Origin of the sequence: Undibacterium sp. Ji50W, assembly GCF_049340445.1 — a bacterium.
Taxonomy (GTDB): domain Bacteria; phylum Pseudomonadota; class Gammaproteobacteria; order Burkholderiales; family Burkholderiaceae_D; genus Undibacterium.
Window position 1 is genome coordinate 72917 of the sequence record NZ_JBMPOX010000024.1, and the last position, 22065, is coordinate 94981.

Genomic DNA, 22065 nt, shown 5'->3' on the forward strand with positions numbered 1-22065 from the left:
CTTTCCTTATTCTTCCAGGGTTTGCAACAGGTAAAGGCGTTGATAGATCCCCTGTTCCACTTGCATTAATTCTTGGTGATTACCTTGTTCCGCCAGCTTGCCGTGATTCAGCACAATGATGCGGTCGGCATCACGGATGGTGGACAGACGATGGGCGATGGCAATAATGCTGACTTTGCCACGCAATTCCGTGAGTGCGGTTTGTACTACCTGTTCAGTTTCGCTATCGATATGCGAAGTCGCCTCGTCCAGGAACAGGACGCATGGCTTGCCAGCCAGGGCACGGGCGATGGCCAGCAATTGTTTTTGTCCGGTAGACAGGCGGGCACCACCTTCACCCAGTGGGGTATCGTAGCCATTTTCCAGTTGCAGGATAAAGTCGTGCACGTGGGCCGCCCTGGCGGCAGCGATGATATCGGCTTCGCTGATGTCACGTCCCATGGCGATGTTTTCACGTGCATTTGCAGCCAGCAAAAATGGTTCTTGTGGTACCAGCCCTACCTTGTCACGAAAATGCGCATCGCTGATGCTGGCCAGTGCTTGGTCATCTATGCTGATGTGGCCAGACTGTGCCGTGTAAAAACGCAGCAAGAGACTGAGCAGCGTGGATTTACCACTGCCGGTATGACCGACGATACCGTAAAAACTGCCCGCTGGTATCTCAAGACTGAAATCATGCAAGACCGGGCGTGCCGGGTCATAACCGAAACTGACCTGTTCCAGCTTCAGCTTGCCATCGACGATGCGGGCGTCGCTGCTGGCTATCGGAACCTGGTGTTCATTGAGCAAGGTGTTGACGCGTGCTGCGGATACCACCGCCTGCTGTATCTGGCCAAACTGCAGGGTGATCTGTATCAGCGGCTCCACCACCCGCGCGATGTAGCTGACAAACGCATACAGTATACCTATCTCAACGCCAGAGAAACTGCGCTGGCTGAAACTGAAAATCACCACCACCAGCAAGATTGAATTCATCAGGTCCAGCGCCGGGCGCAGCAACCAGGCATTCGCACGCAATTCATCCAGCCGGGCTGCATAGTGCAATTGATTGGTGCTCGCAAAGCGTTCGCCAAAGCGGCGTTCGGCATTGCTGGCTTGCAGCGTACTCATGCCATTGATACTCTCTGCAACCTGGGCATTGATTTCACTGCGCAACTGACGTGCGCGGCTGACGGCAGGTGCACTCCAGCGCTGGTAAAACCAGACGATGATGATGACTGCAGGTATCAGCATGATGACGATCAGCATCAGGCGCCATTCCAGCCAGGCCATGGCGGCCAGTGCACCAATGACGACGATGGAACTGTCGAGCATCACGAACAGCACTTGTACATATAGGCTCTTGACGGCTTCGGTATCGTTGGTCACGCGGCTGACGAGCTGCCCGGTAATGGCCTTGTCAAAGAAAGCCATGGGCAGGCGCAACACATGCGCATACACTTGCTCACGCAGGCGACGCACAGAGCGCATGGCGACACCGGCCAGCCGCGTCAGTTGCAGATAGCGCAGCCAGGTCGCGCCCCAGCCGGTCAGCACATAGGCCGCCAGCAGGCCGACGACCATGCCGTTATCCAATTTGTGCGGCAACAGGTAACGGTCTATGAATGCCTTGCCCAGCAAGGGGCCGACTGCTTCCAGGCCAGCCGCCACAAACAGAAAGAATATACCTAGCCAGACATGGTGTTTTTCAGTGCTGGCGGCCTGCAGCAGCAGGCGCACTGCCTGTTTTTTCTCTGACATGGCGGCTGTTTTCTTGTTGATATCAGGCTGCATCCAGGCTTGCTTCCAGTTGTTGATAACGCCATTGCGTTGCATACCAGCCATCCAGGTCCAGCAAGGCCTGGTGATTGCCTTGTTCGACGATTTTGCCTTCGCGCAAAACCAGGATGTGACTGGCTTCCAGCACCGCACTCAGGCGATGGCTGACAATGACGGCACTGCGTTCAGGATGTTGCTGCCTCAGTTCTGCCAGGTGCTGCAGGATATGCGTCTCGGTTTGTGTATCCACCGCAGACAGGGCGTCGTCGAGCAATAGCAGGGGGCTGGCCATCAACAGGGCACGGGCGATGGCGACGCGCTGTTTTTGTCCGCCTGACAGGGTGACACCACGCTCACCTACCAGCGTGTCATAAGCGTGCGGGAAGCGTTGTATGTCATCGTCCACCGATGCCAGCCTGGCGGCCTGCATGATGTCTGCCCGGCTGGCAGCCGGGTTGCTGAGACCAATATTGTCGGCAATCGAGGCCGAGAACAAAAAAGGTTCTTGCGCCACCCAGTTGATGGACTGGCGCAAGGCCTGCAAGCGATACTCCGCCAGCGCATGCCCACCCCAGGTGACCTGGCCTTGTCCGGCTTCTATCTGACGCAGCAATAAACGGATGATGCTGGATTTGCCTGAACCTGTGGGACCGACTATACCTACCGTCTGCCCCGGCGCAATCGTCAGGCTGATGTGTTGCAGGGCAGGCCTGGCTTGTCCCGGATAGGCAAAGCTGACCTGGTCGACACGCAGATGACCCGTTGGTGGTGTCGTCAGGCTACCTTCATCATTGACGCTGAGTTCTTGTGTCAGCACCGGTTCCAGTCTGGCCCAGGCTGCCTTGCCGCGTTCCAGCAGGGACAAGACCCAGCCAGCGGCAAACATCGGCCAGATCAACTGCCCCAGATACATGGAAAAACTGGTCAGTGCGCCTATGCTCATTTCGCCATGCCAGACCAGATAACCGCCCACACCCAGGGTCAGTGCCCCGGCTGCCGTCAGGCTGATACCGACTGCCGGTTCATAGGCGGCTTCCCAGCGCTGTGCTGACAGGCTGGCGGCAGCTGCCTGTTCGGCCATGTCGGCAAACTGGGCTGCACTGCGTTGCTCCAGGCCCAGGGCACGCAGGGTACGCACGCCGGCCAGGGTTTCCTGTACATGGTCATTCAGTTTGCTGAAGCGTTCCAGCGAATCGCGCGAAGCATCGTGGATATGATGGGTAATCCGTTTGAAGGCCCAGGCCATGAAAGGGAAGGGCAGCAAGGCCGCCAGCGCCAGTCGCCAGTCCACACCCAGCAGCATCATACCTATTACCAGGGCAAAGGTCAGGCTGCCATCAAAACCGGCCAGGGCGGCTTCACCGGCCGCCAGTTCGATGGCATCGGCATCATTGGTGCCCAGGGCCATCAGGTCACCGGTTCTTTGTTGCTGGAAAAAACGCGAGCCCTGTACACTCAGTCTTTGGTAAAGCCGGGTACGTAATTGCATGCCCAGTTGATAGGACGCCGTGAATAACTGGGTGCGCCAGCCTACCCGCAAGAAATAGATGGCCAGACCCATGCCTATCAGCCATGACAATTCCCACAGCAGGCCAGTGTTGTCAAAACGACCTGCCACCATGCCATCAATGATCATGCCGACACGCCGTGGTATCAGGACAGTCATTACGGCAACGGCGAACAACATGGCACCGGCACCAAGGTAATGGCGCCAGTGCTGGCGGATAAACTGAGCAAGAAGCTGGTACAAACTCATATGTGGTTCAGACCTGAAATCAGGAAATTGGTTGCATGTACTCTGCCTGTGAGGGCGCGCGAGCATGAGCGGCAAAGCGGGAAATGATACAGCATTCGCAAATTCCATCCCCCATTCAGTCTGTCGAACTGTTATTGCGCCAGCGCAAGCATCTTTGCGCTGGCACATTAATTCATCAATACGGTGATAGTAAAAACAAGAAATAAGATAACAGTTTGCCTCATAGAAAGATTCTATAATGCCGTCTTTGTGTCAAAAATGACAATAAGGACCTTGTATGAAAAGTTGTTCACCAAACCGCTACAGCCAAATGGCGTCGCCTTGGCCTTTCCCATGGGAATTTTGTTGCGCGAAACCATGCGCTACCCGTCTGACATAGTGATAACGCGAATGGACAGGCATTAATTTAGCGTCATGATCCAAAAACAAAAGGCAGTCGGGGATGAGCGCTAGCCCAAAGCCGACTGCCTCTTATTTTTCAAACCGATTTCAAACCGATTTCAAACTGCTGCCTTTGCTGGCCGCAGCCCTGGCTTGATTAATGCACCTGATTGGCCAGGTTGTCACGCTTGAGCATATCCCACAAGAAGGTATAGATAATCGCATCCATATCGGCACGTTGAGCATTATTTGCCGCGCCACCATGGCCGCCTTCTATGTTTTCGTAGTACCAGACGTTCTTGTGGCCCTGATCCATCATCTTGGCTGCCATTTTGCGCGCATGACCAGGGTGGACACGGTCATCGCGGGTAGAGGTGATGAACAGTACATTCGGATAGGTCACGCCTGCCTTGACGTTCTGGTACGGTGAATATTTGGAGATGTAATCCCATTCCGCAGGCACATCCGGGTTGCCATATTCACCCATCCAGGAAGCACCGGCCAGCAACTGATTGAAGCGGCGCATATCCAGCAAAGGTACCTGGCTGACGACGGCATTAAACAACTCAGGGTGCTGGGTCAGGGCGACACCTGCCAGCAGGCCGCCATTACTGCCACCTCTGGCACCCAGATGTTTGGGGCTGGTGATCTTGCTGGCGATGAGGTCTTTTGCAACGGCTGCAAAATCATCATAGGCACGCTGACGGTTTTCTTTCAGGGCCAGTTGATGCCAGCGCGGGCCGAATTCGCCACCGCCACGGATATTCGCAACCACGTATACGCCACCTTTTTCCAGCCAGCTTTTACCCAGGCCGCCGGAATACAAGGGTGTCATGGAAATCTGGAAACCACCATAGCCATACAACAGGGTAGGATTGTTGCTGTCGTATTTGATATTTTTGTTGCGTATGATGAAGTAAGGAACTTTGGTGCCATCTTTGGATGTCGCAAATTTTTGCACAGTTTCATAGGCCGACGCATCGAAGAAACTGGGGGCAGATTTGAGTAATTCGCGCTTGTCATTACCTGCGTGGGCCAGCATGTACACACTGGGGGTCAGGTAGTCAGAATAACTGAGCAGGTAATCATCGGAATTTTCTGCGTCGATACCCTCGACACCGACCGTACCCAGGGTCGGTAATGTGACCTGGCGTGCAGACCATTTACCGCTATCGAATTTCCATTCCTTCAGGTTACTCTTGACGTTGTCCAGGCTTTGCAGCAGCAGGTAATTACGGGTGATGGTGGCACCGGTATAAGATGTGGTATCGCTGGGTTCAAACAAGACTGTGAATGCGCGATTGCCTTTCATGAAGGCCTCAAAGTCGATGGCCAGCACACTGCCGGATGCATACGTCTTGCCACCCACAGTCCATGCTTCACGTGGTGTGATGACGGCTTGTTTATCAAAAAAATACAGATTACTCTTGGCCGGTATATCCAGCTTGATCAGCTTCTCGCCATCTTTCAGATATTGTTCTGATGTGTAAAAAGTGATCTGGCGACTGACCAGTTCTCTGTGTACACCTTTATGTTCGCTGGAATTGGCTGCTACGGACATGTCATTTTTCTGGCCTTCGAACAAGGTCCTGGCGGTTGATAATTCTGTACCGCGCTTCCATTCCTTGACCACGCGTGCATAGCCGGAATCAGTCAGTGTGCCTGTGCCAAAATCCGTGGCAACAAACAGGGTATCTTTATCGACCCAGTCCAGGTTCATTTTTGCCTCTGGCAGGCTGAAGCCATCTTTGACAAAGGATTTGCTGGCGAGGTCGAATTCACGCGTGACAACCGCATCAGCACCGCCGCGCGACAATTCGATCAGGCAGCGGTCATAGACGGGTTCGCGGCACAGGCTGTTCTTGAAGACCCAGTTTTCGTTTTCTGTTTTGGCCAGGGCATCGACATCCAGCACCACTTCCCATTTCGGGAGGGCTTTTTTGTATTCTTCCAGACTGGTTTTACGCCAGACACCGCGCGGGTGTTCTGCATCCATCCAGAAATTGTAGACGGCGTCCCCCATTTTACGTATGGCCGGAATGCGGTCTTTGGAATCCAGCACGACTTGCAAGTCGGCCCTGAGTTTGTTGAAACCGGCATCGTTGTCGAGCTTGCTGCGCGTCAGCTTGTTCTGATCCTTGACCCAGATCAGGGGTTTTTCACCCAGAACATCTTCCAGCCACTGGAATTTGTCTTCAGCCTGGGCCAGCGCCAGACTGCTTGCACCTGCCATGCATAGCGCAGCGATCAGTTTCATTTGTGGTTTCATTGTTTTCCCTGTTGTTGGCCAGGCAGGAGTATTCGCCTGGATTGACCAGGTACCTCTATCCTGTTTCTTTGTCCTGCCTTGATCAGGCATTTTAATTCGGGATATTCCGATAGTGCGATGTGATTTTTATCACAATGCAAAACTAAGTTTTGCTTTTGATGAAAAAACTGCCGCTCACATCAGCTTGGTGTAATTTTGACTATTTTGTAGTGAGCGACCAGTGCGTCACTATTCGTCACCATTCGTCACTATTCAAGGGATGCTTTGATGTGATTGGCAAACTGCGTCATCTCTGTGCTATTCATGTCTGATACCGCTACGTAATGTACGCCAGCTACGCTCCAATGCATGAGCTGGTACCCTCGGCTTGAGCCTGTGGTTAGCGTAACCGGGGTTTTGCTGGTAGCGGTAGTATCGGTACTATCGGGATAGACATACAGATTCACGATATGCTTGCCATGCTGGTAAGCCATGGCTGCGACCTGCCTGCCCGCCAGATAATCCAGCCTGCCCCCCAGCAAAGGATAGCCTTGCGCTGTCAGGTCCACCACGGGAGGTGAGAAATCGAGCTTGCCTGCATACCAGGGCTTGACTGTATGGTGGTCGGAAGAGACGACATCAAGCAGATGCCCCGGTGCCAGCGAGCGGAAATGACTGGCAAGTACTTCGTCATTAAAAATTTGCGTTGCCGACGGCTGGTTTAAATAGAGCACAAGGGTGACGGCAAATGCCGCCGTGCTTACACCACTTAAACCCAGGTTAATCCAGGCCCAGGACCAGGTACGGAAGCGGGAAGGACGCTGGTGCGCTAAATCAGCCACGATGCGTGCGCGCAGTTTTGCAGGGGCGGTATGGTAGGTGGCATACTGCTTGACACTTGCGCTCAGTTCTTCTGCATGCGTCAGTGCGGTGCGACATGCCTCACAGCTCGCCAGGTGTTCACCCATGCCAAGGGCTGGCCCGGCATCCAGTTCCTGATCGAGATAGGCAGACATCAACTGCCTGGCCTGATTACATTCCATGTCCATCTCCCTGCTGTTCAGTCCTTAAAAATCCCAGTAACAATTTCCTGGCTCTTGCCAGTCTCGACATGACTGTTCCTATAGGGATACCAGCGACATCGGCGATTTCTTTATAGGAAAAATCATCCATCTCTTTCAATACCAGCACTTCCCTGAACACTTGTGGCAGTTTTCCCAGGGCGCGATTGACGATGTCGCGCTGGTCGCGATTTTCCAGTGCCTGCGCAGGGTCTTTGTTGAAGGCATAGGCAGAGTCTTCATTGGCGGCTTCGGCATCGCCATGTATCTCTTCATCAAAGCCAATGTCTGCGCTCATCGCCTTGCCGTCACGCAAACTGGTGTAATAGGTATTGCGGACTATGGTCATGAGCCAGACTCTGGCGTCGCCACCCCGATAACTGTCACGGAAACGGAAAGCCCGCAGATAAGCGTTCTGCACCAGATCTTCCGCATCATGGTCATTGCGCGTCAGCCAGCGCGCCAGATTGTATGCCGAGTCCAGATGCGCCAGGACGAGGGTTTCAAATTCTTTGGCAGCACGGTCTTCTCTCAAAAAAACACCCATTTTATTGATCCTTGCTATGAAGACTCAATATCAGCCAGATTTATTCCCGCTAAAAAATAAAATTCCTACAAAAAAATATCAGATTTTGGGAATAAATCCCTGTTCTTACGAGTATTTGCCTGTGTGAGGATTTTCGCAACAAGCATAAGGCTTATGAGATGAATAGTCGAACATATTTACTAATACTGGCAGTGAGTTTGGCCGGGGCGCTTGCAGCGCACACCGCACACGCGGCAGGTGATGCCAGCGTCGGACAGTTGCTATACCAGGCGAAATGTGCTGCTTGTCATTCGATTCAATACAACGGCGTTGGCCCAGCGCATCTTGGTGTTGTTGGACGCAAAGCTGGTAGCGCTGAAGCTTATACCTATTCGGCCGCGCTTAACAAATCAGACATTGTCTGGAATGAGAAGTTGCTTGACGCATGGCTGCGCAATCCCGAAAAGTTGGTGCCAGGTCAAAAAATGGGTCTGTCCATCCCTTCTGCCCACGAGCGTGCAGACCTGATTGCCTATTTAAAGACCATGAAAGCTGATCACTAATCCTCGTTTATCCCCTCTGGCATTGTTCTTCTTTTTCATCCCGATCAAGACGCACTGCCCTTTTCAGTAAAGGAAATATCATGATAGATCGTAGAAGTTTCTTGAAACTTGGTGCCGTCGGTGGTGGCGCAGTATTCATGTCGGGTTTGCATGCTTCTGTACAGGCAAATACAGAAGCAGATTTTTATTTTGTGCAATTGTCGGACATACACTGGGGCTATACCGGCGATGCCAATCCGGAAGCGAAGAACACCTTGCGCAAGGCGATAGAAAGTGTCAATGCCTTGCCACATCAACCTGACTTCATTATTTTTACCGGCGATTTGACACATACAACAGATGACCCGGTTGAACGCCGCAGGCGCATGGCAGAATTTAAAGAAATCATTGCTGGCTTGAAGGTCAGGAACATCCGTTTCATCCCTGGTGAACACGATGCCTCACTTGATTCTGGTGCTGCCTTCAAAGAATACTTTGGTGCGACCAGCTATTCCTTTGATCATAAGGGCGTGCATTTCATTGCCCTTGATAATGTGTCTGACGCGGGAGCTCGCATAGGCGAAAAACAACTGGCCTGGCTGGAGGCAGATCTGGCCGGACAGGCAAAAGACGCTCCTGTCGTGCTATTTACTCACAGGCCTTTATTTGATCTGGTACCCAAATGGGATTGGGCCACCCGCGACGGTGCGCAGGCAGTCAGCCTGTTAATGCCCTATACCAATATCACCGTGTTTTATGGCCACATTCATCAAGAGCACCATCACATGACTGGCCATATTCCGCATCATGCTGCCAAATCCCTGATATTCCCGCTGCCTGCCCCTGGTTCACAAGACAAGCGCACTCCTTTGCCATGGAAACCGGAAGCACCTTTCCAAGGGTTGGGGTTCAGGGAAGTTGACGTAGAAGGCAAGGTCGCCAGTGTGACTGAATTTCCGGTGATAAAGGCATGACGATGAATACATCAAGACGTTTTTTTTGTACGGGTATGTCGCTAACGGTTATCGGTGCGATTACCAGCATGACCCTGAGTCAAATAGCCCAGGCACAGGGAAATGTCAAAAAACGCGTTATTCCAGTCAAGGTACAAAAATTTTCTTTCGTACCCAATCGCATTGAAGCCACACCGGGGGAAATTATTGTGCTGGCATTGAGTGCGCTGGACTTTCCGCACGGTTTCAACATGCCTGATTTTAATCTTCGCATGGACCTGATGCCAGGCAAAATCATCAACGTTGAACTGAAGCCAGACAAGCCTGGCGAGTATGACTTCTTATGCGATAATTTTTGTGGCGAAGGGCACGAAGGTATGAGCGGGAAGCTCATCGTAAAATTCCAGGACTAACGTAAAGTTAGTCTTGTTTTTTTGCGATACTGTAGCTCGTCATCGGCCAAAAAAACGATGTTCCAAATTTGAACGCCTGCATCTGGCCGGGTGTCGGGCGGGTTTGATTTTGCGCAGTCATTAACAATTGCCTCTTTGCAGACTGAGTATGAAGTTTACGCCATCAGCGACATTCTGTACGTTGATGGTGCCGCCCATTTTTGCCATATAGGTTTTGGCGACAAACAGGCCCTGGCCGCGGTTGCCGTTGGCGCCTGAATCCTGCTGGTCTGATACGCCGTATTCAAAAATCTTGTCGATCAAATCGTCGGCGATGTGTGGGCCGTTATTGTGTATGGTGATAGTGGCAGCGGTTTCACTGATTTGCAGTTTGATGCTGATCGTTGTGTCGGTCTGGCGATAACGTTCTGCATTGCGCAAGACATGGGTGACGACATCTTCAAGTGAATACTCGTCTGCCTTGACCATGATGGCATCATCAGTACCCTGGTAGGCCACATTGGGTATGCCTACCAGTGGCGCATTGCTGGCGACATTTTTCAGGAAGAGCGTGATGTCGATTTCACTGACCTGCAAGACGGTGGATTGAAATGCTTCGCTGGGTGAAGCACTGCCATACAGTATGCGTATGGCTTGCTGCATGCGGCTGATGTAGCGGTTGCTTTGGTCATCCGGGCTGCCATGCAAAACCATCAGAGACTGTAAAGGCGACATGATTTCATGGCCAACAGCATGCCACATTTCTTTTTCCTGTTCCGTGCGTATGGTTTCGCGTTCTACATCTTCCTTCACCCGCCGCAGCAAATCGTGCAGGCAACTGGCGAGTACCCCCAGTTCATCCGGGCTACGCAAATCGCTGATATCGAATTGTTCCAGCTCGCCCGCACCCTTCATGGTTTTCGACAGTGATACTGCGCGTTTGGTGAGCAAGGTAATGCGTCGTATGATACTGATTTCGATCAATAGCCAGGCCAGCGTCAGCGCCAGCAACATGGCACCGACAAACCAGGATACGCGGCTGGCGACCACGCTCAGGCTTTTGCTGACGCTGCGTACGTCGCCCTTCAGCAAGACTTCATAATTCGCTAGCGGGGTATTGATGGTTTCGCGGCTTTCCAGCGGGATATCGTATTCATCTACCGGCAGGCGACGTATCAGGCGGGTGATGATGTTCCATGATTCATCGCTTTGTTCAACCGCACCGGTCAGGTTCACCAGGTCATCCTTACTGTCCTGCACATCGCGCTTGCGTATGCGCAGGGTTTCGCCAGGCAACAGATTGCCTTGCAAATCCCTGAGTGAAAACGGCGTGGCCGTTGGCGCATTCTTGCTGTCGAGCAGGGCGGTGTCAGAGTCGGGTGGCAGTACCGCCAGGCTGACTTCCATCTTGTCCAGGTCTTGCGGTGGCCAGACCGGGCGTTTCTTTTCAAACAGGGCTTCTTGCAAGACGGGTATGGGCAGGCGCAATGAGAAGAAAGTATTCTTTTGGCAGTTGGCGTCCTTGTCGTCCTGATCAGCCTGGTTGCAGATTGCCTGTTGCCAGGCCCAGCCACGAAAATCTCTGACGGGGCGCGCATTTGGTTTATTTGCTTCGCTTTCATTGAAACCTGTCCAGCGCCCACGCACGCCCTGGTTTTGCCGGGCTGGCGCGACTTCTTCCTCGAAAGGTGCGATCCAGCGATAGGTTTGGCCACGCAGGCTGACGCTGACTTTTAGCCTGTGTGCCTGTGACAGGCTGTCATTGCCACGCTTGTGCGAGACCAGTTGTGTGCTATTGAAATTGCCTGCCACATAGATGAAGCCACCGGCCCAGGGGTTATTGCCTATGCCGCTGCAAAGCGCCCCGTTATTGCCATATTGCACCAGGCAACCCGACATGGCGATGGCTTGCTGTACCTTGTTCTGGTCATCAAAATCAATCGCGGAATACGGCAGCAACAAGGGCCGTAAAGAGGCCGGCTGCTTGTCTGCCGGTGGATTGAGTAAAGCCAGTTGCCCGGCAGGATGACGCAGGGTGGCCGAAATCTGCAAACGGGTTTTATTGAAATTGCTTTGGTAATTATTGTAGCTGAGCTGTTTTTCCTGCTGTAGTACCGATAGTGCCAAGCCCACAGTTGCCAGCGCCAGCAACAGGAAGACGCCACGAAATAAAATCCGCAGCCGGTAAGTCGCCAGCAAGAACTTGCTCATCTCAGTTTCTGCCTGCGTCGTCATCTACCCATCTGAAACCACGCATGGGAACGTTTTCTATGCATTCAAAATCCGCATCAATTTCGCGGAAGGCATCGCGTATGGTAGAGACATGCTTGCGGATATTGTCGCGGTTGCGCCCGCTCTTGACGACTTCATACAAGTCTTCATACGATACCACCTGGCCACGGCGGGCAAACAGGGCCGCCAGTATGCGCTGGGCTGTCAGCGGCAGGTTGATGCGCTGGCCGCGCCAGATGGGGGTGCGCTGCCGCAAGGGATCCATGCTGAGCTGGTCGGCGACCGGTGTTTTTGCGGCTTCCTTGTAGGCTGCATTCTGGTTGCCATGCTGCTTGCGTTCTTTTACCGAGCGCAAGATTTCCAGGAAGGTTTCTATGAAGTCGGCTTCTTCAAAAGTGGCCTTTTGCAGGTAATCCCAGGCGTCCAGCGCTTTCATGATGCTGCGGTAAATAGTCGCCGGCATGGCCGATACCACCAGCACGGGCGTCGCATGCTGCTTGTTGATGGCATTGATGATGGCAACGCCGGCATGGCGCTCGCGGCCCAGTTCTATGTCCAGCACCACCAGATCATAATTCTCGCGCGCAATCGCCGCTTCGGCATCGTCGCGGCTGAACCACTGGTCTATGTGGATGCCGGGCTTTGCCGCTTCTATCCAGCTTTTTAACTGATTGCTGGTGGGCAGATCGTCTTCGATGACAGCTACTTTTACCACGTTACACTCCGGCATTTAATACGATATCAGCAGTATCCACGGTTTTTCGGCAAAAGTCATAAAGCGGCTGTGAGTTTTTCTTCACACGCGGCAAGGCTTACTCCCGGATGGGAAAAAATAGCTTGCAACAGTGATATTTCTGCCCCTGCCACAGCATTGTATGCTCCGTGAAGGGCAGCGCATGATGCGTATCAGGGAAGCAGGGCAAACGCCACTGCAAGGAACCCTGGAAAAACACCATCATTGGAGAGTTATCATGTCTGACCGTATCAAATCCCTGGTACAAGCCGTACGATCCACCCTGTCTTCCGTCTTCAGCAAAAGCGCTTCGGGACTCAAAGCCGGGGCCAGGGTTACTGCGGGGTCTGGCGTTTTTAGCAAAAGCACTTTCAACCGGCTGGTGGTGTTGAGCCTGGTGGGTGGTGCCGTGTATGCCATTAGTACCCACCCGCCGATGCAGCGTATCCCGCGTGGTGAAGTCGGTGTGCGCATCAATCAACTGACCGGCAGTGCCGAACAGGTACGTGACGGTGCCGTCATCGTTGTGCCTGGCCTGCATGAACTGCGTTTGTTCAATCTGCAAGATCAATTGTACCGCCCTACACGCAGCAGCCGTGCTGATGGCGAAGCACCTTTCCAGTCAGTAGAAGGTTTGTCACTGGGGGTGGACCTGAGCATACGGTATGCGTTTGACCCCGCCAAACTGGCGACCATGTCCAAGAACCTGCCGGAAAACATCAATGCAGAAATCGTCGAGCCGGCAGTGCAGGGCGTGATTTACAAGGCATTTACCCGCTATACGGTAAGGGAAATCTTTTCCAGCAAACGGGCAGAAATCCAGCAAATGATAGAAGCCGAATTGAAACCCAAACTGGCCGCTGACGGCATCCTTTTACGTAGCGTCATGATGGGCAAGGTGGACTTGCCGGCCGACTATAAGCGTGGCATGGAAAAACTGCTGGCGGAAGAACTGGAAAGCGAAAAAATGCGTTATACCCTGGAATTGAAAGACAAGCAGGTCAAGCAAACCGCGCTGGAGGCAGATGCCGACAAGATCAGGCGCGAGAAAGCCGCCGAAGCTGCCGGTAATGAGCAAATCATTGCTGCCAAGGCGCAGGAAGAAGCCATGAAGCATGTCCTGCCCTTCAAACAGAAGCAGATAGAGCAGCGCCAGTTTGAAGCCGAGGCAGAAAAAGTTTCGCGCATCAAGACCTCGGAAGGTACGGCCCAGGCCCGCATCATCGAAGCCCAGGGTGAAGCAGATTCTCGTCGCAAGCTGGCTGATGCAGAAGCCTACCGGCAAGACCTGGTCGGCAAGGTCGCCAGTTCACAACTGGAACGTGACGGTGCCTTGCTGACCAAGCACCCCTTGCTGATACAAAAAACCATGGCTGACAAATTGTCGGACAAGATATCGGTCATCATCGCCCCGCCACCGGCTGATGGCGGCTTCATTGGTTCGGCCTTGCTGGGTGCTGGCAAGAATGGTCGTGCCACGCAGCAAAAAGTAGCGGCTGAAGCCGAAGCAATCAATGACAACAAGGAAAGCCAATAATCATGTTTGCCACTTTAGCTGCTGTCGCCGTACTCGCCGTCGTTACCCAGGACCAGGCACAATTGCGCGCCGCCCCTAAGGATGGCGCGCAACAACAGGCCATCCTGTGGCAGGGCGACAGCCTGGAAATTCGCGGTGAGAAGCTCGACTACCTGCAAGTGTATGACCACAGACGCGAACGCGCCGGTTATATCAAGGCATCGCAGGTGCGCCTGGTATCCATGCAGCCGGATGATGCACCCGATGCCTTTGCCGTTATTCGCTTTCTGCGTGATACCCCGGGGGCAGAAGCTCTGGGTATCAGCTATACCGCTGCTTACCTGAAGGCGGCACCAGCGAATGCTATCGGTGCTGAAGCCTTTGATGCACTTGGCACCATGGCAGAACGCCTGGCCAGGCGCGCTTCCAGCAAACAGCCCAAGCAAAATGAAGCGACCATCGCAGCGCACCTGGAAGTGGTCGCCAATTACGGTATCAGCATCAAGGGTTACGAGCGTGAAGGCCGCATGCAGCTTTGCTATGACGGTGAAGCCTTTCGTCGCGTGCTGGCCATGAATGCCACGCCTGATCAAAAAGCCCGCGCCGCCCTGGCGTTGACACGCCAGGATTGCATAGACCCGACCATGCGCCCGACTGAACGTTTTGCCCTCGACCAGTGGCGTGCCGATGTGCTGGACCGCGTCAACACCACCAGCCTGCCCGAGTATCTGAAAAATCGTGTGCGCATGCGCAAGGCCAGCGTCTGGTCCAGCATCGCCTTCCAGCGTGCACGCAAAGGCGAAAAGGTGGAAGAAGCCGCTAACCGTGCATTGACCGAACTGGCCGCCGTCAACAAGGAGGAATTTGCCGATGAAGATGTGTATGCCTATGCAGAAGCCGGTGTGCGGGTAGGCACAACACGCTGGGCCGCAGAGCCCGCAGTCATCCCAAGGCCTGGCCTGAACATCATCACCGCTGCTGGCCAGCCAGGCGAAACCTGCGTCATGCTGACGGATGCCAAACATGATGTTAAAAGCCCGTTGGCAAAGCGTTGTACCTATAGCGTGGTGTGGGCGGCATCAGCGCGTGCCAATGCGCACAGCACAGCATTGACGCTGGCGGTACAACCGATGGAAAACTGGCGTGAACTCTGGCTGTTCCACCAGACCAGCCAGGGCTGGATCATCGATATCCTGCCACCGGCCAACAGTGATCCTGACCTGGGTTATGCCGAATTTGCCGGTTGGGTACCCGGCACCAACAAGATGCTGGTGGCACGTGAAGCCAAGGTCGAAGGCAGATTCAAGAAAAGTTTTGAAGTCGTCAGCATGGATAGCCTGCAAGTCGAAAACGGTGCCGACAAGCCGGGGTCTTTGAGTGTGTTCTACAAGTGGCAAGACCCGGCGTGGAAGAGACAGACGATCAGTCTGAGGTGAAAGGAGTCCACTGAGTTCAGGGGCAGTGAACAAGTCAAAGTCAGCCACGTCCTGTTCACACTCAGCAATACAAGCAAAACAAGCGTTTCCAGCACATTTATATCATTACCAGGAGTTTTCCATGAATTTCAAATCTGCGTCCATCGTTCTGTTATTTATCAATAGCATCGCTTTTGCCCAGGAGGTGACGCCCAAGATGCAATTGCCTGACTGGGCAAGCAAGCAGCTTGATGGCTTGTCTCAGCAAGAGTCACTCGAGGTGAACAGCCGTATCAATCCCTTTGTCTGGCGTGGCAATTTTTTGGGTACTGGCAAAGGAGATCTGGCGGTATTGGTCAAGGACAGCAAGAGCAAAAAAGAGGGTATCGTCTTTTTGTCTCATGGCAAAACCAAGCCAGTTATCGTCGGCGCAGGGCATGCAATTGGTAATGTTGGCAAGGGCGGTGATGATTTTTCCTGGCTGGAACTTTGGTATGTCGAAGATAAGGGATCGCGGCCGCATAGCTATCACGACAAGTCTGCCAGACTGCAGAACGATGGCATCGTGGTAGCGAAAGAAGGCTCCGCCAGCGCCTTGATTTATTTGAAGGCCGGCAAGGCGATTTGGCAGCAGCAAGGGGACTGATTTTTAAACACACATGGTGGGACTGGATTTTAAAAAGAATGCCCGGGCATCAGATCAATGTCCAGAGTATGAATGAAAGCTTTTATAGCGAATGAAATAATTCGTAACTACTTGGGATGAAGAATATGAGTACGCATTCCTAATTGTTGGCTGTCTTCAATGGTGCCGCCACATTCTGCCTTATCCAGTTTTGCATGTCTTGCCAGATACGCTGCACTTCAGTGTCTGGTGGCATCTGGGTGGCGTTGGGTAATTCTATAGTGACCACGGGGATATCTTTGTGCAGGCCGCTGTAATTGCCCAGTGAGCCTGGATAGACGCCGACGCGGTTGTAGATGAGGCGGCCAAAGCGATTCGGCGGTGTTGTGGGGCCGTCAAAGTCGAGTACACCAAAAGGTGCATGCACCGAAATGATGACATCGGGCTTGTATTTTTCTATGGTTTCATAGACCCAGCGGCTTTCGGGTTCGGAAATCGGTGCCTTGCCCGGGTAACGGCGCGGGTCGCTACGGGTGACGCGAGCCCAGTAACTGGGCGCTTCTTTTTGCCAGTTGGGGGTAGGGAAGTTGCGGTTCAGGTCTATGCCGCGGGCATTCACACGGCGTGGCTTGGGAGCCAGCAAGCCGTCGGGATTGACCACTGGGGCAATTTTCCAGTTGAATTCCAGCGGGTTTTTTTGCATGGTCTCTATCCATTTAAAGACAATGGAAGAAGCCGTCTGTTCATCACCATGTATGCCACCCAGCAACAGCACGCGTATGGCTTGCGGATGTTTGGCATCGGCTTTGATATCCCGGAACAATACCGGAAAACCATTGAGTGAATGCGCGCCTGTCGGGCTGAGCTTACTGTTCTTGCAGTCGTTCAGGCTGACTTTGGGCAGGCGTGCCACCAGTGGAGTGCACCAGTCGGTGACAGCTTTGGGTTTGGCAGGGGATGGGGCAGACAGGCTGTTTGCAGATGGCATGGACAACAGGCCAGCCATCGCAAACAAAGCACCGAGTTTTTTGCAGCGAAATGCAGTGAACTTACTTCTGAAAAAACTTACCGGCATTCTTGCTTCTACTCCCAGTGCTGCAAATGACGCATTACGACAATATGGACGATAAATTACAAACCTGCAGCAGCGCGCAAAATCGCTGACTTGTCGGTACGTTCCCAGGTGAATTCCGGTTCTTCACGACCAAAGTGGCCATAGGCTGCAGTCTTGGAATAGATAGGACGTAGCAAGTCCAGCATCTGGATGATACCTTTTGGACGCAAGTCAAAATGTTCATTCACCAGCGCGGCGATCTGGTCATCAGGGATAATGCCTGTGCCTTCAGTGTAGACCGTGACGTTCATCGGGCGTGCCACGCCAATCGCGTACGCAACCTGAATCTGGCATTGACGGGCCAGGCCGGCCGCCACGATGTTCTTGGCAACATAGCGTGCCGCATACGCTGCAGAACGGTCAACCTTGGTCGGATCTTTACCTGAGAAAGCACCGCCACCATGCGGGCAGGCACCGCCGTAGGTATCGACAATGATTTTACGGCCGGTCAGACCACAGTCGCCTTGCGGGCCGCCGATTACAAAACGGCCAGTCGGGTTGATGAGGAACTTGGTATCTTTCAGCCATTCTTTCGGCAACACCGGTTTGATGATTTCTTCGATCACGGCATCGATGAAAGACTGCTTCATCTTGGTTGCTGTTTCGCTTTGATCGGGACTATGCTGGGTGGACAGCACGACCGTGTCTATGCTGTGTGGCTTGCCATCAACATAGCGCATGGTGACCTGGCTTTTTGCATCCGGACGCAGGAAAGGCAGGCGCCCATCCTTGCGCAGTTGTGCCTGGCGCTCTACCAGCCTGTGGGCATAGTAAATCGGCGCTGGCATCAGTTCCGGCGTTTCATCGCAGGCGTAGCCAAACATCAGACCCTGGTCACCGGCACCGGTGTTCAGATGGTCGTCAGATGCCTGGTCAACACCCTGGGCGATGTCGTTGGATTGTTTGTCATAGGCAACCAGGACTGCGCAGCCCTTGTAATCGATACCGTATTCGGTATTGTCATAACCTATGCGCTTGATGGTGTCACGTGCCACCTGGATGTAATCGACATGGGCATTGGTGGTGATTTCACCGGCCAGCACGACCAGACCAGTGTTGGTCAGGGTTTCGGCGGCAACGCGGGAACGGGGGTCTTGCTCAAAAATTGCATCCAGGATTGCGTCGGAAATCTGATCAGCGACTTTGTCCGGGTGTCCCTCGGAAACTGATTCAGAAGTAAAAAGAAAATCATTTGCCATCGCAGGCTCCTATAAAAATTGACCGTAAAGATTTTGCCGCAGTCGGAAAGAGATCCTGCGACGCTTTAGCGAATTTTATTAACCGCCTCGCAAGTTGTCTGTTAACTCGGCGGTGGCTTGCTTCTTATGCGCTGTCCTACGCGCTGTCCTGCGGTTAAGCAGGTCAAAGCTAGCCAATGTGTGATATTTTACGCTCGTTCTGCTTTATCTGTCGAATATCCCCTATTTTTTCAACTGTTACTTAACTGTTATTTGAGCGGCGTCATGCTTGTCACATTGTTTCGTCTTCTTTCCATTTTTCCCTTGTCGGTCTTGCATTTTGCCGGGGCTGTACTGGGCTGGGCGGTATATTTGTTATCAGGATCATATCGTCGTCGCCTGAAAGAAAATATCGCCAGGGCCGGTTTTACCGGGCATTTGCATGAGGCCATACGCGAGGCTGGCAAGAATATCCTGGAACTGCCCTTTATCTGGTGCGCCAAGCCGGACAGAGTGTTAAAGACTGCCAGCATAGAGAACTGGGAACTGGTACAGACTGCTCTGGACGGTAAAAAAGGGGTGATTTTTCTGACGCCGCATCTTGGCTGTTTTGAGATTGTTGCCCAAAGCATTGCCGTGCGTACTCGCCTGACGGTCTTATATCGGCCTCCGCGCCAGGCTGCACTCAAGCCGCTGATCGAGGGTGCACGGGCACGTGATAATTTGTTGCTGGCACCGGCCAACCTGTCCGGCGTGCGCATCATGGCCAAGGCCCTTAAGAAGGGCGAGGCCATAGGCTTGCTGCCCGATCAGGTACCGCAAGAAGGTGAAGGTGTCTGGGCCAAGTTTTTTGAAAAACGCGCCTATACCATGACCCTGTCTGCCAAGCTGCACGGCATGACGGGCTCGCCCATCATTTTGACTTATGCAGAAAGGCTGCCATTCGGACGTGGCTACGTGATCCGTTTTGTGCCATTTGAAGAAGAACTCGGTACAGACCCGGTAGACCAGGCAAGCGCGATCAACCGTGCCATGGAAAAACTGATTGCCCGTTCGCCAGCCCAGTATTTCTGGAGTTATAACCGCTATAAAAAACCAGACGGTGTGGATGGCCCGGAATCGCGCTTCGGGCAGGGGCAGGCATGAGAGCTGTGCTGGTCTTGATGTGGCTATTGCACTGGTTGCCTTTGCCGGTATTAGGTCGTCTGGGTGAGGCCGTAGGCAGCATGCTGTTTGTCGTGATACGCAAACGCCGCCACATCACCCTGAAAAACCTGTCCCTTTGCTTGCCGCATCTCAGTGAAGCTGAAAGAGTGGCGATGGCCAGACGGCATTTCCAGGTCTATGCGCGCAGCGTGCTGGAGCGCGGCATACTCTGGTGGGCATCAGAAGCACGCCTGAAGCGATTGATACGGATCGACCCCGCCGTACCCATGGCGGCGATAACGGCTGGCCCGACCATACTGATGTGCCCGCATTTTGTCAGCCTGGATGTGGCAGGCGTGGCGGTGATGCTGGAATCCTCCCTGTGTTCCATCTATACCCGCCAACGCAGCAAGGTATTTGATGCCGCCCTGCGCAAGGGCCGCTCGCGTTTTCGTCCGGTGAAACTGTTTTCGCGTGCCGAAGGGGTCAAGCCCATCATTCGTGCCATGCGCGAAGGCCTGCCTTTCTTCATGTTGCCGGACATGGATTTTGGTGCCAAGGATGCCGAATTCGTGTCTTTCTTTGGCGTGCCTGCTGCGACACTGACGGCGGTGCCAAGGATAGCCGCGACCACTGGTGCCAAGGTCATTCCCGTTATCGCCACCATATTGCCGGATTACCAGGGCTGGAAAGTGACTTTCCATGCGCCATGGCAAAACTATCCGGGCGACGATATGGTGGCGGCCACACGTTATATGAACGCCTTCATTGAGCAAGAGATATTGAAAGCGCCCGCTGAATATTTCTGGGCACACAAGCGCTTTAAAACCAGGCCTGCCGGCGAACCTGGTTTTTATTGATGAAGACTTGTGACGGCCTGCGCCGTCACTTCAAATTCCTGCTGTAAGCAATCCAGAAACGCCAGGCGGCGCTTGTCCTCGCCAAATTCCACCTCCATCTTCCGGCATATTGGCCGATATGAGAGACACGGTTGACGAAGTCTGGATGCGCGCCTACAATTGTGGCACAGGTGCTAAGGGGCGCCTGCCCGCACAAGAGGCTCTCACCCTCAGAGACTGTTACAAAATTAACCTGGCGTTGTTGCATCGCCTTGCCGTACTGAAGTACTGTCTGCGGCGATGGCGCCTAGCCATCTTAATTTTGTAACAGCCTCTAGATATGCACATCCAGATTAATGTGATAATTGCCATGTTTCGTTTGACGTCAGCGGGTCGTCGATAAGCGAACTGGAGTTCATCATGTTATCGTCGTACTACTCATCCTTGTTCATCGCGCAACAGCTCACCTTTAGTGGAGCTGCAGCATGAACGCACTTACTACTGAAATCAAAACCCGCGCCCGGTTATTGCAAAAACTGCTGGAGACGCGCAATACCGCAGCCAGCAAACGCGCCCTGATCTTAAGCCGGCAGCGCAACTGGGAAATTCCCGACAACTGGCAACTCAAGCACTGCATGAACCTGGCCGCGGCCGATGCCGGTTTCCAGAACTGGGAACATGCGCGTGTCATCCTTGGTGGCCAGGCACAGGCTGGTGAAGATATGGGTGACTTTTGGCATGGTGCTGAAGTCACCTCGTTCTTTAATCACTGGTATGCCAGCTATGCCGAAGCACAGGAGCAATTACGTGCCACTGAGGCGGCTTATTTGCTGCCTTACCGGCGTCAGTATCTGGTCGTTACCAGCGATTATTTGCAGGCGATGGGTGTCAGCGCTGCACCAGAATTTTGGGATGCTATTGGGCGTGATCTGGTTTTGGGATATGGCAGCGTGAGCTGGCTGAGCCTGGCACAGCAACGTCTGCAAGCCAGCCGGACCGAGCGTTTCAAGGCCAACTGGGATGCGTCCCAAATCATGCTGGACTTGCAGTCAACCGAAGTTGAGGTTGAGCGGGTAATGAAGTCGTTCATCAAGAATGGCCGTCTGGTGAGTATTCCTGAGCAACGCAAAAAACGTCTGGTGATCTTGCGCTGGCTGGTGGAGCAATTGCAGTTTGAACGACGCTATGTGGAGGCTGACATCAATACGTTTTTGCTGCAGTTTCATTCGGATTTTGCGACCTTGCGGCGGGAGTTTATTATGAATGGGTTGATGGAGAGGGCGGAGGGGGAGTATTGGAGGGTGTGATTGGCATGCTTGTATTTTCATGCAAATGAAATGCGCAGTTTTGATATACCTACCTAGCTATTAAACCTTCAATTTGACGTTAATTGAGTTAACGTCATTCCTGCGTAGGCAGGAATCCAGCGGCGTTCGTTGCATACTTGTGTTGTGTGTAAAGCGATTGCTCTCCGTAGACACAAGCCGGGTCTCGGCCCGGCGGCCGAGATACTTTCTTTTGCTTCGGTGTGTGTCAAGGTAGTTGTCGCCTCAATTTAAATTAAGCAGCCTTCATGTACGCCTTTTCTTCTACACGAGCCTTCTCTGGATTGAGATAGACGCTGTCCCCCAGTGACCAGTTCCGTGTTTC

18 protein-coding genes are annotated in these 22065 nt (G+C 53.3%); 9 read left to right on the forward strand and 9 right to left on the reverse strand.

The window, feature by feature from the left end:
• Positions 1–6: 6 nt before the first annotated feature.
• The 5 genes from ACO0K9_RS24225 to ACO0K9_RS24245 form a co-directional block, all read right to left on the reverse strand.
• Entirely contained in the window at positions 7–1773 is a 1767-nt protein-coding gene (locus ACO0K9_RS24225) for an ABC transporter ATP-binding protein (RefSeq protein ID WP_422989283.1), read from the reverse strand.
• Positions 1763–3514, reverse strand: a complete 1752-nt coding sequence (locus ACO0K9_RS24230) for an ABC transporter ATP-binding protein (protein WP_422989248.1) — start codon at positions 3512–3514, stop codon at positions 1763–1765. Before ACO0K9_RS24230 ends, ACO0K9_RS24225 begins: the two co-directional genes overlap by 11 nt.
• 538 nt (positions 3515–4052) lie before the next feature.
• Positions 4053–6164 (reverse strand): prolyl oligopeptidase family serine peptidase, encoded by a 2112-nt coding sequence (locus tag ACO0K9_RS24235; RefSeq protein ID WP_422989249.1) that lies wholly within the window; start codon positions 6162–6164, stop codon positions 4053–4055.
• A 248-nt stretch (positions 6165–6412) separates the two neighbouring features.
• On the reverse strand, positions 6413–7186 hold the full coding sequence (locus ACO0K9_RS24240; protein ID WP_422989251.1) for an anti-sigma factor family protein: 774 nt from the start codon (positions 7184–7186) through the stop codon (positions 6413–6415).
• Positions 7176–7751, reverse strand: a complete 576-nt coding sequence (locus ACO0K9_RS24245; protein WP_422989253.1) for a sigma-70 family RNA polymerase sigma factor — start codon at positions 7749–7751, stop codon at positions 7176–7178. The genes ACO0K9_RS24240 and ACO0K9_RS24245 overlap by 11 nt, the downstream gene beginning before the upstream one ends.
• 158 nt (positions 7752–7909) lie before the next feature.
• Here ACO0K9_RS24245 and ACO0K9_RS24250 point away from each other — a divergent pair, with 158 nt between their 5' ends.
• The 3 genes from ACO0K9_RS24250 to ACO0K9_RS24260 all read left to right on the forward strand — a co-directional run bounded on the left by ACO0K9_RS24250 (position 7910) and on the right by ACO0K9_RS24260 (position 9638).
• Positions 7910–8293: a c-type cytochrome gene (locus ACO0K9_RS24250; protein WP_422989255.1), complete on the forward strand. Its 384-nt coding sequence runs from the start codon at positions 7910–7912 to the stop codon at positions 8291–8293.
• Between the two features lie 80 nt (positions 8294–8373).
• Positions 8374–9246 (forward strand): metallophosphoesterase family protein, encoded by an 873-nt coding sequence (locus tag ACO0K9_RS24255; protein WP_422989257.1) that lies wholly within the window; start codon positions 8374–8376, stop codon positions 9244–9246.
• 2 nt (positions 9247–9248) lie between these two features.
• Positions 9249–9638: a cupredoxin domain-containing protein gene (locus ACO0K9_RS24260; RefSeq protein ID WP_422989259.1), complete on the forward strand. Its 390-nt coding sequence runs from the start codon at positions 9249–9251 to the stop codon at positions 9636–9638.
• A gap of 120 nt (positions 9639–9758) precedes the next feature.
• Here the strand turns inward: ACO0K9_RS24260 and ACO0K9_RS24265 are convergent, their stop codons facing one another.
• Positions 9759–11828 carry a sensor histidine kinase gene (locus ACO0K9_RS24265; protein WP_422989261.1) on the reverse strand — a complete coding sequence of 690 codons (2070 nt, stop codon included), beginning with the start codon at positions 11826–11828 and terminating at the stop codon, positions 9759–9761.
• 1 nt (position 11829) lies between these two features.
• Complete coding sequence (locus tag ACO0K9_RS24270) at positions 11830–12564, reverse strand: response regulator transcription factor (protein ID WP_422989263.1); 735 nt, start codon at positions 12562–12564, stop codon at positions 11830–11832.
• Between the two features lie 256 nt (positions 12565–12820).
• Between ACO0K9_RS24270 and ACO0K9_RS24275 the strand changes: the two genes are divergently transcribed.
• The 3 genes from ACO0K9_RS24275 to ACO0K9_RS24285 all read left to right on the forward strand — a co-directional run bounded on the left by ACO0K9_RS24275 (position 12821) and on the right by ACO0K9_RS24285 (position 16159).
• Positions 12821–14119 carry an SPFH domain-containing protein gene (locus ACO0K9_RS24275; RefSeq protein WP_422989265.1) on the forward strand — a complete coding sequence of 433 codons (1299 nt, stop codon included), beginning with the start codon at positions 12821–12823 and terminating at the stop codon, positions 14117–14119.
• Positions 14120–14121: 2 nt separating this feature from the next.
• Positions 14122–15534: a hypothetical protein gene (locus tag ACO0K9_RS24280; protein ID WP_422989267.1), complete on the forward strand. Its 1413-nt coding sequence runs from the start codon at positions 14122–14124 to the stop codon at positions 15532–15534.
• A gap of 121 nt (positions 15535–15655) precedes the next feature.
• Positions 15656–16159, forward strand: a complete 504-nt coding sequence (locus ACO0K9_RS24285; RefSeq protein ID WP_422989269.1) for a hypothetical protein — start codon at positions 15656–15658, stop codon at positions 16157–16159.
• Between the two features lie 139 nt (positions 16160–16298).
• Here the strand turns inward: ACO0K9_RS24285 and ACO0K9_RS24290 are convergent, their stop codons facing one another.
• Positions 16299–17213, reverse strand: coding sequence for a M14 family zinc carboxypeptidase (locus ACO0K9_RS24290; RefSeq protein WP_422989271.1), 915 nt, complete (start codon positions 17211–17213; stop codon positions 16299–16301).
• A gap of 56 nt (positions 17214–17269) precedes the next feature.
• A complete protein-coding gene (gene metK, locus ACO0K9_RS24295; RefSeq protein ID WP_422989273.1) occupies positions 17270–18451 on the reverse strand; it encodes a methionine adenosyltransferase in 1182 nt (393 codons plus the stop codon).
• Between the two features lie 264 nt (positions 18452–18715).
• Between metK and ACO0K9_RS24300 the strand changes: the two genes are divergently transcribed.
• The 3 genes from ACO0K9_RS24300 (at position 18716) to ACO0K9_RS24310 (ending at position 21722) form a co-directional block, all read left to right on the forward strand.
• Entirely contained in the window at positions 18716–19576 is an 861-nt protein-coding gene (locus tag ACO0K9_RS24300; RefSeq protein ID WP_422989275.1) for a lysophospholipid acyltransferase family protein, read from the forward strand.
• Positions 19573–20436, forward strand: a complete 864-nt coding sequence (locus tag ACO0K9_RS24305) for a lipid A biosynthesis acyltransferase (protein ID WP_422989277.1) — start codon at positions 19573–19575, stop codon at positions 20434–20436. Before ACO0K9_RS24300 ends, ACO0K9_RS24305 begins: the two co-directional genes overlap by 4 nt.
• A 464-nt stretch (positions 20437–20900) precedes the next feature.
• The gene (locus tag ACO0K9_RS24310) at positions 20901–21722 is read left to right on the forward strand and encodes a DUF2087 domain-containing protein (RefSeq protein ID WP_422989279.1); all 822 of its coding nucleotides are present in this window, start codon (positions 20901–20903) and stop codon (positions 21720–21722) included.
• Positions 21723–22065: the final 343 nt, after the last annotated feature.

Bases quoted from the DNA above. Each gene is read 5' to 3' on its own strand.
- ACO0K9_RS24225 (WP_422989283.1), bottom strand. From the start codon at position 1,773: ATGCAGCCTGATATCAACAAGAAAACAGCCGCCATGTCAGAGAAAAAA.
- ACO0K9_RS24230 (WP_422989248.1), bottom strand. From the start codon at position 3,514: ATGAGTTTGTACCAGCTTCTTGCTCAGTTTATCCGCCAGCACTGGCGC.
- ACO0K9_RS24235 (WP_422989249.1), bottom strand. From the start codon at position 6,164: ATGAAACCACAAATGAAACTGATCGCTGCGCTATGCATGGCAGGTGCA.
- ACO0K9_RS24240 (WP_422989251.1), bottom strand. From the start codon at position 7,186: ATGGAATGTAATCAGGCCAGGCAGTTGATGTCTGCCTATCTCGATCAG.
- ACO0K9_RS24245 (WP_422989253.1), bottom strand. From the start codon at position 7,751: ATGGGTGTTTTTTTGAGAGAAGACCGTGCTGCCAAAGAATTTGAAACC.
- ACO0K9_RS24250 (WP_422989255.1), top strand. From the start codon at position 7,910: ATGAATAGTCGAACATATTTACTAATACTGGCAGTGAGTTTGGCCGGG.
- ACO0K9_RS24255 (WP_422989257.1), top strand. From the start codon at position 8,374: ATGATAGATCGTAGAAGTTTCTTGAAACTTGGTGCCGTCGGTGGTGGC.
- ACO0K9_RS24260 (WP_422989259.1), top strand. From the start codon at position 9,249: ATGAATACATCAAGACGTTTTTTTTGTACGGGTATGTCGCTAACGGTT.
- ACO0K9_RS24265 (WP_422989261.1), bottom strand. From the start codon at position 11,828: ATGAGCAAGTTCTTGCTGGCGACTTACCGGCTGCGGATTTTATTTCGT.
- ACO0K9_RS24275 (WP_422989265.1), top strand. From the start codon at position 12,821: ATGTCTGACCGTATCAAATCCCTGGTACAAGCCGTACGATCCACCCTG.
- ACO0K9_RS24280 (WP_422989267.1), top strand. From the start codon at position 14,122: ATGTTTGCCACTTTAGCTGCTGTCGCCGTACTCGCCGTCGTTACCCAG.
- ACO0K9_RS24285 (WP_422989269.1), top strand. From the start codon at position 15,656: ATGAATTTCAAATCTGCGTCCATCGTTCTGTTATTTATCAATAGCATC.
- ACO0K9_RS24290 (WP_422989271.1), bottom strand. From the start codon at position 17,213: ATGCCGGTAAGTTTTTTCAGAAGTAAGTTCACTGCATTTCGCTGCAAA.
- metK (WP_422989273.1), bottom strand. From the start codon at position 18,451: ATGGCAAATGATTTTCTTTTTACTTCTGAATCAGTTTCCGAGGGACAC.
- ACO0K9_RS24300 (WP_422989275.1), top strand. From the start codon at position 18,716: ATGCTTGTCACATTGTTTCGTCTTCTTTCCATTTTTCCCTTGTCGGTC.
- ACO0K9_RS24305 (WP_422989277.1), top strand. From the start codon at position 19,573: ATGAGAGCTGTGCTGGTCTTGATGTGGCTATTGCACTGGTTGCCTTTG.
- ACO0K9_RS24310 (WP_422989279.1), top strand. From the start codon at position 20,901: ATGAACGCACTTACTACTGAAATCAAAACCCGCGCCCGGTTATTGCAA.